The organism is Bacillus paranthracis (assembly GCF_024296885.1).
Taxonomy (GTDB): Bacteria; Bacillota; Bacilli; order Bacillales; family Bacillaceae_G; genus Bacillus_A; species Bacillus_A paranthracis.
Map to the genome: position 1 here is coordinate 1,615,016 of NZ_CP101135.1, position 14,618 is coordinate 1,629,633.

Genomic DNA, 14,618 nt, shown 5'->3' on the forward strand with positions numbered 1-14,618 from the left:
TTGTCACCTCACTTACAATATAGTCTTGGTCAAAATAGGATATGTGTGTGACAAATAAAGGGTAACATGTACAAGTTGAATTGGGAAGATGGCTAGATAAGGGGTGGAGTATGATTGAATTGGAATTTAGCGTAGAGCGTCTTAAGGAAGAACAAATAGGCGATATTGTAGCATTATCATCTTATATTGGTTGGGATTATAACAGGGAAGAAGTTGAAACAATTTTTAACTCAGGTATTGTATACGGCGTATGGAATGAGAGAAAGGAACTTATTGCTAGCGCAGCAATAATATTATATGGGGAGGCGTTGGCATCTATCGGAATGGTAATTGTACATCCAGATTATAAGGGAAGAGGAATTGGAAAGATGATTACAAATTCATGCATGAATAGCGTATCAGCTCAAACTCCATTTATGCTTATTGCTACGGATGAAGGAAAACCTTTATATGAAAAATTAGGATTTAGAGCAGTAAGTTATGTTTCTAAATACATATGTAACTCGTACAATGCGAATGATTATTGTGTAAGAAATGAAGATTATGTGATGAACTATGAAGAGGGTGAGTTAGAAAAAATAATAAAAATAGATGAATATGCGTTTGGAACAAATAGAAAAGAGTTTTTAAAGAAAAGAATTATGCAAAGTGAACAGTGCACTGTTGTAAGGGACAAGGAACAAAATGTATTAGGTTACGGTTTAAGCATACAAACACCAGAAAATAAAATAATAGGACCGGTTGTTGCTAAAAATGATGAGATGGCAATGAGAATTGTACATGATTTAGCAAAAGGGCATAATGGTAAATTAAGAATTGATGTACTAGAAGGAAAGAAAGATTTCATGAAAGTATTAGAGATTACTGGTTTTAAAAAGGTGAATACACCACCAATTATGATGAAAAATAGCGGTCAATTATTAAAAAGGAATAATGAGTTATATAGCATTGCAGCACAAATTTTTGGGTGAAAAAGAATCCTTCTGAACGAAGGATTCTTTTTCGCTAATCACGATATTGATTATGAGTCGGCTGAAAGAGGTCTTCCTCGATATCCCTTACCATAGAAAAATGATCAACATTATAATGACCATGGAGAATTTTATTATGGTGAGAGATAATTTGTTCTGCAGTCAATACGTCAGAATCAGTTGTGGAATGACCGTTTTTAATTAATGTAACATCAAATCCTTGTACAGTTGCTGTTCGAACAGCGGTGTCGATACAATGTTCTGTTTTACATCCACCTATAACGATATGGTTAATTTTTTCTTCTTTTAACAGTTCAAGTAAAGAAGTACCATAGAATGAATTTGTTGCGGCTTTATTAATAAGGATTGCAGATTGAGGTACTTGAATTTGATTATGTACTTCAAAGCCTTCTCCGCTACCAGAAGCAACATCGATATCTCTTACGAAAACAATAAGGGCATTGGCATCTATTGCTTTCTGCACGGCTGTATTGAGTGTAGATAATAATTCGGTTTTACGAAAAACTTCACTTTCTTGTTCATTTCCATCCATTAATTCTTGCTGCGCATCGATAATTAATAGTGCTTGTTTCATCGTGTCTCCCCTTTAATATGAAATAAGTTCCACTGTACATATTCCTCCATATTATAAGGAAATCCTCCATTGCAAGTAGAGTATAGGCTGATTTACAAAGTTGTCAAAGAAATTTCATTCTCATGGCGTATAAAAACATGTATGATAGGAAGTGGAGAATTTTTGAGTAGGTGGGAATAACATGCAAACAGTAGAAGATTATCTTTCATTCTTACATACGAAAGGATTTAAATTATCAGAGGAAGCACAAGGATTTATTATGTTCGGACAAGGATATACGGGTGCATCTGATGGCATTGTAAACGCAGCAATAGAAGCGACAATTAAGCATCAATTGCAGTTTGATGGCAGTTATTTTGTTGCGTTATTAGAACGATTGAAAGAAGAAGAGATTACAGATAAAAAAAGCGCTAAGGCTTTTATGCGGAAGTTACAAGCGTAACTTCACGCAGCCTGCGCTTCTTTTTTTGTTTTAGAAGGTAATTCAACAAAAATCATGCCTAGGAAAATACAGAGGCATCCGATAATAGCGGAAATAGAAAGTTGTTCGTTTGCAACGAGAACGCCTGTTAAGGCAGCGAAAACGGGCTCCATTGCGAAAATAATTGCTACTCTCGTTGGAGACGTATGTTTTTGTGCTGATGTTTGAATGAAAAAAGCAATGGATGTCGCGAACAGGGAAGTTAGAAATAGAGCAAATAAAAAGGAAGAATTCGTCCATAGTGCTACTGAAAATAATTTTTCCCAATCTTCAAACAAAAAGGCGCAAATAGAAGAAAACATACCGACAGCTAATACTTGCGATGTGCTTAACAATAAAGGTGATATTTTTTTAGAGAAGAAGCCGTTAACGAGAATATGAGCAGCGAAAGCAACTGCACAACCGAGAACGAGTATATCTCCAATGTTTAATTGAAAAGAATCACTTGCTGTTAATAAATATAAACCCGCTGTTGCTACAGCAATGCCAATTACGATAAAAATAGTAGCTTTTTGTTTTAAAAAGATAAAAGACAAGATTGGTACCATAACGATACTAAGCCCTGTTAAGAAACCAGCTTTTGAAGAAGTTGTATAAAGTAAGCCGAATGTTTGTAATACATAGCCGACGCATAAAAAGAATCCAACGGTTAATCCAGCGAGGCTACTCTGTTTTATATGTTGTTTTGAAGTTTTTTTTGAGAAAATCATTTGAACGAATAATAAAATGATTCCAGCGAATAAAAAACGTATACCATTAAAAGTAAATGGTCCAACGAAAGACATAGCATTTTGAACGACAACAAATGTAGCTCCCCAAATAAAAGACACAAATAATAAAGCAAGAGGAGCAATCCAATCTTTTTTCACACTCATACCCCCGTTAATTTTGTAAGATAGCTTTTCTAGCTAACTCATCAGCAACTTTATTTTGACTACTTGGAATCCACTTAATAAAAAAGAGATCGAAACTTTTTATGTACTGCAGTGCTTCCTCTAATAGTGGTGCAAACATTTTATTTTTTGCGTATTCTTTTTCGACAGCTCGCTCAACAAGTTGCGAATCTGTACGAAAAGAGACAATGTTATAATTATGCTCCGTGCAATATTTTAATGCCGCAAGTAAAGCGTGGTATTCCGCTTCATGATTGGACATTGTCCCAAGGGGCAATGATAATTGTACAGCGGGTTGAACCCCTTTAATAAATACGCCTGCACCAGAAGGACCAGGATTTCCTTTTGATGCACCATCAATATATACTTCAATCAAAATGAGAAACCTCCAAATGATAAGATGATCCCCTACCTATATGTTTCTTTGAAGTAGGGGATAGAGTAACTTAGCCGATTGTAATACTATAACGACATGTAAATGTTTCATTCGCTTGTAAAGATTGAATTCCTTTTTTTTCCTTGAAATCTTTTGCTGGATTTACTTCATCAGCAATTCCGTACCAAGGTTCAATACATAAGAAAGGTGCATTCTCGCCTGGTGTCCATACGCCGACAAATGGGAATCCGTCAAATTCTACTTTTACGAATTTATTATGTTTATGAGAACGGATGGAGATTTCATCTGTATTCATATTTTCAAAAATAAGTGCATCGTTTTTAAATAGGTCGTATGTAAGTGGCAACTCATTCGTACTTTCAGCAATTAGTTGCTTCTTATTTGAAAGGTAAGGTCCTTCTAATACGCTCGTTTCTAAACGCTCTGGACCATTAAAAGATAGATGGTAATCTGTAAATGACTCGCCCTCTAATAACGGGAAATTGAAACCAGGATGTGCTCCGATTGAGAAGAACATCTCTTTTGAAGCAGGGTTATTCACTTCGTATGTTACATGAACGGTTTGTCCGTCTAGTTCATAAGAAACGAGTAATTCGAATTCATATGGGTATTTTTTTAATGTTTCTTCATTACTAGTTACAATGTAGGTGATTTTCGTTTCACTTTGTTCTTCTACAGAGAATGTAAGATCACGAGCAAAGCCGTGTTGTGTTAAAGAATAAGGTTTACCATCTACGTAGTATGTATTATCTACTAATCGGCCGACGATTGGGAATAAAATTGGTGCACGGCGTCCCCAATAAGTAGCATCACCTTGCCATAAGTATTCTGTATTGTCTTCTTTTAAGAGAACGCTTTGTAATTCTGCACCTTTGTCAGAGATGGTAACGATCACTTTTTCATTTTGAATTGTTGCAGTCATGAAGTAAAACCTCCTAAATCTTTCATATATTTCATTATACGTTGTCTAAAAGAAAAAGGGTAGTTCATGGTAGGAATCTATTGACGAAAGGGGGGCTAACGCGTAAAATATAATCTTGTTGCTTAAAAAACGAATAACGTGGTTCGAAACCATCCCACGTAAAAAAACTAAGGAGATTTTGTCATGAATATTAGAACTTTAGTCGGTAATGGTATTTTAGCGGCATTATATATTGCTGTTTCTATGCTTATTCAGCCATTTGGCTTTACGAATGTACAGTTTCGTATTTCAGAGATGTTTAATCATCTCGTTGTATTTAATAAGAAAGCAATTTACGGAATTGTATTAGGTGTATTTTTAACGAATCTCTTTTTTTCACCTATGATCGCTTACGATTTAGTATTTGGAGTAGGGCAATCTATTCTTGCATTAGCTGCGACGATTATTTCTATGCGATTTATTAAAGGTGTTTGGGCTCGTATGATTTTTAATACAGTCATTTTTACAATTACAATGTTTATGATTGCAATTGAACTTCATCTTGCATTTGATTTACCATTCATGTTGACTTGGTTAACATGTGCAATTGGTGAATTTGTTGTTATGGCGATTGGTATGCCTGTAATGTACTGGATTAATAAACGAGTACAATTTGAAAGATTTATGTAATAGATGAAAGAGCTATTCCTATAGGGATAGCTCTTTTTGCATGTGATAATATTGAATATAATTCTTTGACTCTTGATAAAATATAATAAAATAAAGTGAGGCTTTCATTAGCTGGATACATATAAGAAGTCTTACATAAGGGGAATCTAGTATGAAATATAAAATTCATTGGTTGTATAAAACAAAACGCGGTTTTCAGACGGAATTAACGACAGATTATATGAACATAGAAGAAGCACTTCAATTTGCGGAGGATTTCGAGAAAACAGGAAGAGTGAAAGAAGTATTATTTTACGATGAAATGGATGCAGAATGGTCATTAAAGGAAATGAAGAAGCTGAGCAAACAAGTGGAGGAAGAACCCCAAGAAATACTCGTTTATTTTGATGGCGGCTATGATGTACAGACGAAAGAAGCTGGTATAGGCATATGTGTATACTATAAAAAAGGAAATACAAAATACCGAATTCGCCGTAATGCATATATAGAAGGCATATATGATAATAATGAAGCGGAATATGCATCATTACTATATAGCATGAATATACTCGAGGAATTAGGGATTAAGTATGAAGCGGTCACGCTTCGCGGAGATTCTCAAGTTGTACTGCAGCAATTGGCTGGAGAATGGCCTTGTTATGATGAACATTTAAATCATTATTTAGACCAAATTGAGCAAAAAGCAAAGCAAATGAAATTAAAACTTGTATGTGAGCCTATATCAAGAAAACAAAATAAAGAAGCACATCAATTAGCTACGCAAGCATTAGAAGGAACAGTGATTGATAGTCATAAAGAAATAACCGAATAGAGAGGTGCAAAGGTGGATAAAAAGCAACTCATTACAGAGGTAAATGACTTATTAGAAACGTATTGTGAAGGATGTTTTTTGCGAGAACATAATCGAAAGATAAATAGTAAGTATTATGCTCATTCCTTTTGTATAAGACAATGTACAGTTGGAGAAACATTGAAAAAATATGGGGAACAGTTGTCATGAAAAAACATCCAGAGAAAACTCTCTGGATGTTTTTTAGTGCTTCGCTTCATTTAATTGATGCTCACACTCGCTTAATTTCTTTTCCTCATTTATTAAAAATGGCTCGTCTAAATCTGTTGCAACAGATTTCATAATTTCAAGCTGAGAGCGAGCTGCTTCTACAGCAGTAGTAGCATGCTCTAATGTATCTGGATCCATTGAAATTGTCGCTGATCCTACCATTTTTTGTGCTGTTTCTACACGGAATTTCACTTCTTCAAAATCATTTACTTCTGATCCCATTAATAATTCCTCCTTTGTATAGTGCGCATTTCACATAGTTTTTGCTCTGGAAAACGGAAATATACAAAGGAATAACAAAGGAGGTTACCAAGTAAGGTAACCTCCTGTCATATGTTGGATTAAAGTTTTACTACGTTAGCAGCTTGAGGTCCACGGTTTCCTTCAGTGATATCGAAAGATACTTCTTGACCTTCTTCTAAAGCTTTGTAGCCTTCGCCTTGAATAGCAGAGAAATGTACGAATACATCGTCAGCGCCTTCAATTTCGATAAATCCAAAACCTTTTTCGTTGTTAAACCATTTTACTTTTCCTTGCATGTTACAATTCCTCCTAAAAACATTTGCTTTTTTCATTTAGTGAAATTCATTTGAAAAGATAATATAAACTAAAAATGCTATAATCTTGAATATTCTGCTAAATGATTAATTTAAATATACACGAATTGGGAGAATTTAGTCAAGTAAGCGATTTTATTTTTTTGTATTTTTAAATAATTTTTTAACCAAATTTTTAAATAGGTATAGGACAGGCCAAGTATGTAATAGTCTTAATTGAATGCTATACATAATGAGGTGAAAGAATGAATGAGTCTTATTTATTAGATAATGAAGGAATGAGAATGAGAACGGATATACCGAATTGGGTTGCAAAGGAATTTCAAAATTTTTCGAGTGTTGTGCTAGAACCAACTTTTCCGTGCTATTTCGGCTTAACAGCTTTAAAAAAGAATGAACTTCGTTATTCCTTTCTCTCTCATAATGATTGGAGTCATTTGCCATATACAATGTTATCTTTTTTAGAGCTAATGAAAGAGCGTCCAATTGTAAGAAGAGGCTTTTTTCTTTTTGTAGAACCGGAATGTGAGGAGCAATCACTGGAATATTACCGTGATTACTTTTGGAAAGTACTACAATATTTACATGAAAACGATAAGGAAACATGGCCAAAGCAAATTCCTAAAGACCCAGACCATTACTTATGGGAATTTTCATTTGGCGGGGAACCGATATTCGCATTTGGAAACGCACCAGCCTATAAACAACGAAAAACTAGGCATTTAGGAAATTCTCTCGTTATTGGATTTCAGCCACGTACTATATTTGATGGATTAGAAGGGGATCGTCCTAAAGGAGCATATTCTAGGCAAACGGTCCGTGAGCGAGTTGAAAAGTGGGATCAGCTGCCGAAACATCCTAACATTAGTCATTATGGTGACCCGAATCATCGTGAATGGAAACAATACTTTATAGGAGACGATATAGAACCGATAAAAGGAAAATGTCCTTTTCTTTATAAGATAGAAAAGTAAGAGCCATCATCTGGAGGGCTCTTTTGCATATTTTGGATAAAAAAGGGTATTTTAGTAGTACATATTTTCATGAAAGCTAGTCTATTTTTAATGATTACATCATTACTTAATAGTAAAGGAAGTAGAAAGGATAGAGTGATGTTTGGAGCGATTATACAACAAATTGTATTAGGTATTTCATTAGCTGCGCCAGTAGGTCCAATTAATATTGAAATGTTAAAACGAGGAATTGAACGAGGTTTTTGGCATGCGTGGGTTGTTGGAATTGGTGGAATGACAGCAGATATTTTGTTTATGCTTCTCATCTATTTCGGTTTATCTTCTCTGTTTATGTATACATATGTACAAGCTTTTATGTATTGCACAGGGTTTTTCTTATTATTTTATTTAGGATTTCAAAGTGTAAAACAAGGAATTTCTCAATCGAATATGGAATATAAAAAAGAAGAGGTAGGCGGCCTTAAACAATCGTTTATGGCAGGTTTTTTAATTGCGATATCCAATCCATTAAATCTTGTTTTTTGGTTTGGTATATACGGAAGTACACTTAGCTCATTGCTTACGAAGGTAACGAAACAAGAAGCCTTTTTGTATAGTCTTTGTATTATCGTTGGTATTATTTTATGGAATGTAAATATTGCTTTTTCTGTCCATTTTGGCAGAACTTTATTAAAGCAAAAAGCACTTGGCTATATAACAGCCGGAGCAGGTATTATTTTAGTAGGATATTCTATCCATTTTGCATACAAAGCTTTACAGTTGTTCACATAAGATTGAAGGGGAGATTTTTATGTATCGAACCACTATTGACGGAAAAGAAATCATTATTACGTTAGCACCAAAAATCAGAAAAGAAATTACTGATAGAAATCCACTATATGAAGCGGTATTTCAGAATGCAGCAAGATTACTACAAACAAAGCAACCAACGTTTGCTGTAAATCATGAAATATTTGGGCTTATCATTGGAGAGGTACAAAGAGGAGAAGTAACAGTGTTTGCGGTGGAACATATTATTCCGAAGCAAAATATATTTGGACCGAACAATTTTTTCTCGACAATAGAGCAACAGGCAAATTTGTAAAGCGTATAGAATAAGATATAGAAAAGAAATAGTCGTAACGATATGTTGCGACTCTTTTTTTTGAAAAGGGGGAAGGAAGATGAAGAGGGTGGGGAAAGAGTTCTTTTTACAACATGATATCGTTATTATGTATAGTATTTTATTTGTTTTTATCATTATTTTAAAAATGCAATTTTTCACATGGATCGGTTTGTTAGCTTGTTTGTTTGGTATTATTTTTTATACGCTAAACGAATATATGACACACCGTTTTTTATTTCACTTAAAACCACCTAAAAACGTATTTTTATTAAAAATGCTAAGAAGATTACATTATGACCATCACGTCTATCCAGATGATTTAAAACTGTTATTTTTACCTGTATGGTTTAGTATACCGAGTTTTACTATATATTTACTTATATCATATGCTATAACAAAAAGTGTTACTATTGCACTTTCGTTCGGAATTGGAATGATTATTATGCTTCTCGTTTATGAATGGAAACATTATATTGCACATAAGCCAATTCGTCCTGTTACTAAGTTTGGAAGATGGCTAAAAAAACAGCACATATTACACCATTATAAAAATGAAAAGTTTTGGTTTGGTGTTTCAAATCCAGTATTCGATTTCATATTTGGAACGCTTAAAGATGGAAAAGACGTTGAATTAAGTGAAACAGCTCGTAATTTAGAAAAGGAAAAAAAGAAAAAAGTAGTGCGTTAAGCACTGCTTTTGTTTTAATGAGGAAAAAATAAGTAAGGTGTCACTTTATTTTGAAAAAGTATATTAAAAACTTAGGGGAAAATGCCGAAAAATGTCTATCGAAAAATCTTTGCAGGAATGTATGGATTGTCTAAAATGAAAATAAGTTTCTGAATATTTATAAAATTTAGTCTTTAGGTATACAAGGGGGAATTGCATTTCTAGTAAGAGAGGGGATAAGAGAATGAAAAGAGATGATACGTCAGCACGTAAGTTACAAAATGAGGTGAATTATACAGAGGTTGTTCAGTCAGAAGAATTTCAATTGTTATTAAATAAGAAAAAGAAGTTTATCGTTCCAATGAGTATTTTCTTTTTAAGTTTTTTTATTGCGTTACCTATTTTAACATCGTATTCAAAGGTACTCAATACACCGGCATTTGGTGATGTTACGTGGGCGTGGGTATTTGCTTTTGCACAATTTATTATGACTTGGGCTTTATGTATGATTTATAGCAAAAAGGCGGAATCCTTTGATGAAATCTCGCAAAAAATTCTACAAAATATGCAAAAAGGGAGGGGCTGAACTTGAATACGACGGCATTTGCACTATTTTTAATTATTGTCCTTGGTACGCTCGTCATAACCTATTTTGCATCGAAAAAAACGAAAAATGCGAGTGAGTTTTATACAGCTGGAGGGGGATTAACTGGTTGGCAAAATGGTCTGGCCATTGCGGGAGATTATATGTCTGCTGCGTCTTTTCTTGGTATAGCTGGAGCGATCGCATTAACTGGGTTTGATGGTTTCTTTTATAGTATCGGCTTTTTAGTTGCTTATTTAGTTGTTCTATACCTTGTCGCAGAACCGCTAAGGAATTTAGGGAAGTACACGTTAGCGGATATGATTGCGGCGCGTTTTGACGCGAAAAAAGTTCGCGGAGTTGCAGCGCTTAATACGATGACGATTTCAATTTTTTATATGATTGCACAATTAGTTGGGGCGGGTGCACTTATTAAGTTATTATTAGGGATCGAATATACAACATCCGTTTTAATTGTTGGTACATTAATGACAGTGTACGTTATTTTTGGCGGAATGACCGCGACGAGCTGGGTGCAAATTGTTAAGGCTGTATTACTTATGGCCGGTACATTTATTATTTCTGTTATCGTTTTCGCAAAATTTAATTTTAGTGTGACGGAAATGTTTGCTCAAATGAAAACAGCAACTCCATTAAAAGATTCGTTTTTAAATCCAGGAGTAAAGTATAAAGATGGTCTTGATACACTATCTTTAAATTTAGGACTAGTCCTTGGTACGGCAGGATTACCACACATTCTTGTTCGCTTTTTTACAGTACGTGATGCAAAAACAGCACGTCAATCTGTCGTATACGCTACGTGGTTAATTGGCGCATTTTATATTATGACAATTTTCTTAGGATTTGGGGCAGCGGCGTTTGTAGGGAATGAGGCGATTATGAAAGCAAACCCTGCTGGTAATATGGCAGCACCTTTATTAGCGAAAGCATTGGGCGGAGATTTCTTATTTGCTTTCGTATCAGCAATTGCTTTTGCAACGATTTTAGCTGTAGTGGCAGGCCTTGTATTAACAGCAGCATCCGCATTCGCACATGATTTTTATAATGAAATTATCCGCAAGGGGAAATCAACGGAAAAAGAGCAAGTATCCATGGCTCGTTATGCGTCTATTGGAGTAGCGGTATTGTCTATTATACTAGCGTTATTTGCTCAAACATTGAACGTAGCATTTTTAGTTTCGTTAGCATTTGCAGTTGCAGCGAGTGCAAACTTGCCAGTTATATTATTCACAATATATTGGAAGCGCTTCAATACAACAGGTGCCATCTCTGGTATGATTGCTGGTCTTGTATCAGCTATTGTTCTTGTAGCGTTAAGCCCAAATGTATGGAACCCTGTAGCTGGAAAAGCTATATTTGTCGGGGAAGCGATATTCCCATATACGACACCCGGAATTATTTCGATTCCGCTTGGATTTCTTGCAGCGTATTTAGGAACTGTTTTATCTAGTAAGAAAGAAGATGCAGCGAAATTTGATGAAATTCTCGTGAAATCTAATACTGGGCATGGTATTAGTGACGCGTCTTCGCATTAAAAAAGAGGAGCTTTTCGATAGATAAGAAAAGCTCCTTTTTCTTTTGTCATTTTCTTGTAAATAATACTGCTTTGTAAGTAGGATTTGTCTTAATTTTGTGGAATGAAAATAAGCAGGGAGAAATTTAAATCATCATGGTACCAGCGCAGCTTTTGTGAAAAATAAGTTGTTATGGAAGGTGGAAGAAATGATGAAAACGAAACAGACTGATGAATTATTAGCAAAAGATGAGCAATATGTTTGGCACGGAATGCGTCCCTTTAGTCCAAATAGTACAATGGTAGGGGCAAAAGCAGAAGGGTGCTGGGTTGAAGATATACAAGGAAAAAGATATTTAGATGGTATGAGTGGTCTATGGTGTGTAAATAGCGGGTATGGAAGAAAAGAGCTTGCAGAGGCGGCCTATAAGCAATTACAAACATTATCATACTTTCCGATGTCACAATCACATGAACCGGCTATAAAGCTTGCAGAAAAATTAAATGAATGGCTTGGAGGAGAGTATGTTATTTTCTTCTCTAATAGTGGTTCGGAAGCGAACGAAACAGCTTTTAAAATAGCAAGACAATACTATGCGCAAAAAGGTGAACCACATCGTTATAAATTTATGTCACGTTACCGCGGCTATCATGGGAATACAATGGCAACGATGGCAGCGACGGGACAAGCACAGCGTAGATATCAATATGAGCCATTTGCTTCAGGATTTTTACATGTAACGCCGCCAGATTGTTATCGTATGCCTGGAATAGAAAGAGAGAACATTTATGATGTAGAATGTGTAAAAGAAGTAGATCGGGTCATGACATGGGAACTAAGTGAAACGATTGCAGCTTTTATTATGGAACCAATTATTACAGGCGGAGGCATTTTAATGCCGCCACAAGACTATATGAAAGCTGTTCATGAAACGTGTCAAAAACACGGTGCCTTGCTCATTAGCGATGAAGTGATTTGCGGTTTTGGGCGTACAGGAAAGGCATTTGGATTTATGAATTATGATGTGAAACCAGATATTATTACAATGGCAAAAGGGATTACAAGTGCATATTTACCATTATCAGCAACAGCTGTGAAAAAAGAAATATATGAAGAATTTAAAGGAAAAGGAGAATATGAATTTTTCCGCCACATTAATACATTTGGTGGGAACCCTGCCGCTTGTGCATTAGCACTTAAAAACTTAGAGATCATGGAAAATGAAAATTTAATTGAGCGCTCTGCACAAATGGGCTCGCTTTTATTAGAGCAATTAAAAGAAGAAATTGGAGAACATCCACTTGTAGGGGATATTAGAGGAAAAGGACTACTAGTTGGAATTGAACTAGTAAATGATAAAGAGACGAAAGAGCCAATTGATAATGACAAAATTGCAAGTGTTGTAAATGCTTGTAAAGAAAAAGGGTTAATTATAGGACGAAACGGTATGACAACAGCAGGATATAATAACGTTTTAACGCTAGCACCACCGCTTATTATTTCAAGTGAAGAAATTGCCTTTGTTGTTGGAACGTTGAAGACAGCGATGGAACGTATTTAATGAATGAAGCGAGCTGTAATATACAGCTCGCTTTTGTTTATGATGTGAAATATGATAAATTTTCAAAGAGAGGGGAATTTATTATGAAGAAATATGATTCTAGTCAACATTATCACATCGGATATTATGAAGACGGATATGATTTAGAAGTGACGGCGTACAAAAGAATAAATGAACCAGTTTGGGATGCTTATATTCCGCACTATGAGGTAAACGATTTTTATAAGAAAGTGGAGGAAATGAAATTAGGTGAATATATAGATAATCATGGTATTATGGTGTATTCATTTAGTAATGATATTGATGATGGTGAAGCACGAATTATATTTGAAAAATGGTTAAAAAAGAACAGGATTGTTTAAAGATAAAACAAAAAAGGAGATTGCTATCTTATAAGATAGCAATCTCCTTTTTATTAAAATTATTTACTTGCTTTCATTGCTTTATCTTTTGCACCAAAAGTGTATTTTAACATTGGTGGTGTAATCATTGTAGTTAAAATAACGACAATAACAATTGCTGTAAAGTAATCTTGTGCTAGTAGACCTGAAGAAAGTCCTGTTCCTGCGATGATAAGTGCAACTTCACCACGAGAAACCATTCCAGAACCGATAATTGCAGAAGACTTAGCATCAAATCCAGTCATTCGTGCACCTAAGCCACAACCGATTAGTTTCGTTAATACAGCGATTACTGTTAATGCTAGGATGAACCAAATTTGATCGCCAATACCGTCAAATGTAATATTCATACCGATACTTACGAAGAATACTGGAACGAACATAGCGTAAGCGATTGGCTCTACTTTCTTTTCTACTTCATGTTTGTAGTTCGTTTGAGAAATAGCGATACCAGCTGCGAAAGCACCGATAATACCAGCAATTCCTAATAGTTCGCCGAAATATGCGAATGAGAAACAGATGATAAGAGCCGCGCTCACGATAGACTCAGATACGCGTAGCGGTGATAACCAGCGCATAATCGCAGGAACACCTTTCCATCCGATTAAAATAATAGAAGCGAAGAATACAACTTTCTTCAAGATAATCATTGTTAAGTTAACATCGTCTGTACCTAGGAAACTCATTGCAAATGCTAATAAAATAACGACAAGAATGTCATCAAATACAGCTGCGCCCAGCATAGTTGTACTTTCACGTGTTTTCATCTTTCCTAAATCACGAAGTGTTTGTACGGAGATACTAACACTTGTCGCACATAGAAGTAATCCTAAAAATACAGCATTTCCTTGTTCCATTCCCATAATAAGACCAGAAACGTAACCACCTACGAATGGAAGAATGATACCTCCAAGTGCAACAGCTAAAGAAGAATTACGGTTTGCGTTTAATTCCTCTAAGTCTGTTTCAAGACCGGCCATAAACATTAAAAGAATAACCCCAACATTACTTAATTGTGTTAGAAGTTCTGAATTTTCAATCCAACCTAATACAGCTGGACCGATAACGATACCGACAATTAATTTACCGAGTACAGAAGGTTGGCCTAATCTAACACTAAGATCACCAGCAAGCTTTGTACTTAATAAAATAAGTGCAATTTGAAAGAAAAATTCGAATTCCATCGGATCCTCTCCTCATCATTTTTATTTTTATCATACGATTTCTCGGAATTTGCCTAATGAAAA

Annotated in this window: 20 protein-coding genes and 1 riboswitch; of the genes, 13 read left to right on the forward strand and 7 right to left on the reverse strand. The window is 35.1% G+C overall.

The features are described from left to right. Nucleotides 1–110: 110 nt before the first annotated feature. Nucleotides 111–971: a GNAT family N-acetyltransferase gene (locus NLJ82_RS08210; RefSeq protein WP_000570997.1), complete on the forward strand. Its 861-nt coding sequence runs from the start codon at nucleotides 111–113 to the stop codon at nucleotides 969–971. Between the two features lie 34 nt (nucleotides 972–1,005). Here the strand turns inward: NLJ82_RS08210 and NLJ82_RS08215 are convergent, their stop codons facing one another. Further along, nucleotides 1,006–1,566: a cysteine hydrolase family protein gene (locus NLJ82_RS08215; RefSeq protein WP_000806354.1), complete on the reverse strand. Its 561-nt coding sequence runs from the start codon at nucleotides 1,564–1,566 to the stop codon at nucleotides 1,006–1,008. Nucleotides 1,567–1,747: 181 nt separating this feature from the next. On the opposite strand from NLJ82_RS08215, the gene NLJ82_RS08220 reads away from it, so the two are divergent. Then, entirely contained in the window at nucleotides 1,748–2,008 is a 261-nt protein-coding gene (locus tag NLJ82_RS08220; protein ID WP_001195212.1) for a DUF6123 family protein, read from the forward strand. Between the two features lie 2 nt (nucleotides 2,009–2,010). Here NLJ82_RS08220 and NLJ82_RS08225 read toward each other — a convergent pair whose 3' ends face one another. From NLJ82_RS08225 to NLJ82_RS08235, 3 genes are all read right to left on the reverse strand, one after another. Next, complete coding sequence (locus NLJ82_RS08225; RefSeq protein WP_000711160.1) at nucleotides 2,011–2,916, reverse strand: DMT family transporter; 906 nt, start codon at nucleotides 2,914–2,916, stop codon at nucleotides 2,011–2,013. Nucleotides 2,917–2,929: 13 nt separating this feature from the next. Continuing rightward, on the reverse strand, nucleotides 2,930–3,316 hold the full coding sequence (locus NLJ82_RS08230; protein ID WP_000573873.1) for a reverse transcriptase-like protein: 387 nt from the start codon (nucleotides 3,314–3,316) through the stop codon (nucleotides 2,930–2,932). Between the two features lie 70 nt (nucleotides 3,317–3,386). Beyond that, the gene (locus NLJ82_RS08235) at nucleotides 3,387–4,259 is read right to left on the reverse strand and encodes an aldose 1-epimerase family protein (RefSeq protein WP_000127426.1); all 873 of its coding nucleotides are present in this window, start codon (nucleotides 4,257–4,259) and stop codon (nucleotides 3,387–3,389) included. A gap of 132 nt (nucleotides 4,260–4,391) precedes the next feature. Next, nucleotides 4,392–4,436, forward strand: a riboswitch (PreQ1 riboswitch). A 6-nt stretch (nucleotides 4,437–4,442) separates the two neighbouring features. Between NLJ82_RS08235 and NLJ82_RS08240 the strand changes: the two genes are divergently transcribed. From NLJ82_RS08240 to NLJ82_RS08250, 3 genes are all read left to right on the forward strand, one after another. Continuing rightward, the gene (locus NLJ82_RS08240) at nucleotides 4,443–4,928 is read left to right on the forward strand and encodes a QueT transporter family protein (protein ID WP_001026465.1); all 486 of its coding nucleotides are present in this window, start codon (nucleotides 4,443–4,445) and stop codon (nucleotides 4,926–4,928) included. A gap of 151 nt (nucleotides 4,929–5,079) precedes the next feature. Then, nucleotides 5,080–5,739 carry a ribonuclease H family protein gene (locus tag NLJ82_RS08245; protein ID WP_000875519.1) on the forward strand — a complete coding sequence of 220 codons (660 nt, stop codon included), beginning with the start codon at nucleotides 5,080–5,082 and terminating at the stop codon, nucleotides 5,737–5,739. A 12-nt stretch (nucleotides 5,740–5,751) separates the two neighbouring features. After that, nucleotides 5,752–5,928, forward strand: a complete 177-nt coding sequence (locus NLJ82_RS08250; RefSeq protein ID WP_000358799.1) for a zinc-finger domain-containing protein — start codon at nucleotides 5,752–5,754, stop codon at nucleotides 5,926–5,928. Nucleotides 5,929–5,961: 33 nt separating this feature from the next. Here the strand turns inward: NLJ82_RS08250 and NLJ82_RS08255 are convergent, their stop codons facing one another. Together NLJ82_RS08255 and cspB are read right to left on the reverse strand one after the other, a co-directional pair. After that, nucleotides 5,962–6,210, reverse strand: coding sequence for a DUF2564 family protein (locus NLJ82_RS08255; protein ID WP_000534391.1), 249 nt, complete (start codon nucleotides 6,208–6,210; stop codon nucleotides 5,962–5,964). Nucleotides 6,211–6,329: 119 nt separating this feature from the next. After that, nucleotides 6,330–6,527, reverse strand: a complete 198-nt coding sequence (cspB, locus tag NLJ82_RS08260; protein WP_001161727.1) for a cold shock-like protein CspB — start codon at nucleotides 6,525–6,527, stop codon at nucleotides 6,330–6,332. A gap of 263 nt (nucleotides 6,528–6,790) precedes the next feature. Between cspB and NLJ82_RS08265 the strand changes: the two genes are divergently transcribed. The 8 genes from NLJ82_RS08265 (at nucleotide 6,791) to NLJ82_RS08300 (ending at nucleotide 13,332) form a co-directional block, all read left to right on the forward strand. Continuing rightward, nucleotides 6,791–7,519 (forward strand): YqcI/YcgG family protein, encoded by a 729-nt coding sequence (locus NLJ82_RS08265; RefSeq protein WP_001005940.1) that lies wholly within the window; start codon nucleotides 6,791–6,793, stop codon nucleotides 7,517–7,519. 138 nt (nucleotides 7,520–7,657) lie between these two features. Then, nucleotides 7,658–8,290 carry a LysE family transporter gene (locus NLJ82_RS08270; protein WP_000466557.1) on the forward strand — a complete coding sequence of 211 codons (633 nt, stop codon included), beginning with the start codon at nucleotides 7,658–7,660 and terminating at the stop codon, nucleotides 8,288–8,290. A gap of 19 nt (nucleotides 8,291–8,309) precedes the next feature. Beyond that, nucleotides 8,310–8,603 (forward strand): hypothetical protein, encoded by a 294-nt coding sequence (locus NLJ82_RS08275; protein WP_000286373.1) that lies wholly within the window; start codon nucleotides 8,310–8,312, stop codon nucleotides 8,601–8,603. Nucleotides 8,604–8,682: 79 nt separating this feature from the next. Continuing rightward, nucleotides 8,683–9,312 (forward strand): sterol desaturase family protein, encoded by a 630-nt coding sequence (locus NLJ82_RS08280; RefSeq protein WP_000832150.1) that lies wholly within the window; start codon nucleotides 8,683–8,685, stop codon nucleotides 9,310–9,312. A gap of 223 nt (nucleotides 9,313–9,535) precedes the next feature. Continuing rightward, nucleotides 9,536–9,877, forward strand: coding sequence for a DUF485 domain-containing protein (locus NLJ82_RS08285; RefSeq protein WP_000817360.1), 342 nt, complete (start codon nucleotides 9,536–9,538; stop codon nucleotides 9,875–9,877). A gap of 2 nt (nucleotides 9,878–9,879) precedes the next feature. Then, the gene (locus NLJ82_RS08290; RefSeq protein WP_001098246.1) at nucleotides 9,880–11,430 is read left to right on the forward strand and encodes a solute symporter family protein; all 1,551 of its coding nucleotides are present in this window, start codon (nucleotides 9,880–9,882) and stop codon (nucleotides 11,428–11,430) included. A 190-nt stretch (nucleotides 11,431–11,620) separates the two neighbouring features. Beyond that, the gene (locus NLJ82_RS08295) at nucleotides 11,621–12,970 is read left to right on the forward strand and encodes an aspartate aminotransferase family protein (protein WP_000850972.1); all 1,350 of its coding nucleotides are present in this window, start codon (nucleotides 11,621–11,623) and stop codon (nucleotides 12,968–12,970) included. Then, entirely contained in the window at nucleotides 12,970–13,332 is a 363-nt protein-coding gene (locus NLJ82_RS08300) for a DUF3986 family protein (protein WP_001001116.1), read from the forward strand. The genes NLJ82_RS08295 and NLJ82_RS08300 overlap by 1 nt, the downstream gene beginning before the upstream one ends. A gap of 59 nt (nucleotides 13,333–13,391) precedes the next feature. Here NLJ82_RS08300 and NLJ82_RS08305 read toward each other — a convergent pair whose 3' ends face one another. Then, a complete protein-coding gene (locus tag NLJ82_RS08305; RefSeq protein ID WP_000393887.1) occupies nucleotides 13,392–14,555 on the reverse strand; it encodes a cation:proton antiporter in 1,164 nt (387 codons plus the stop codon). Nucleotides 14,556–14,618: the final 63 nt, after the last annotated feature.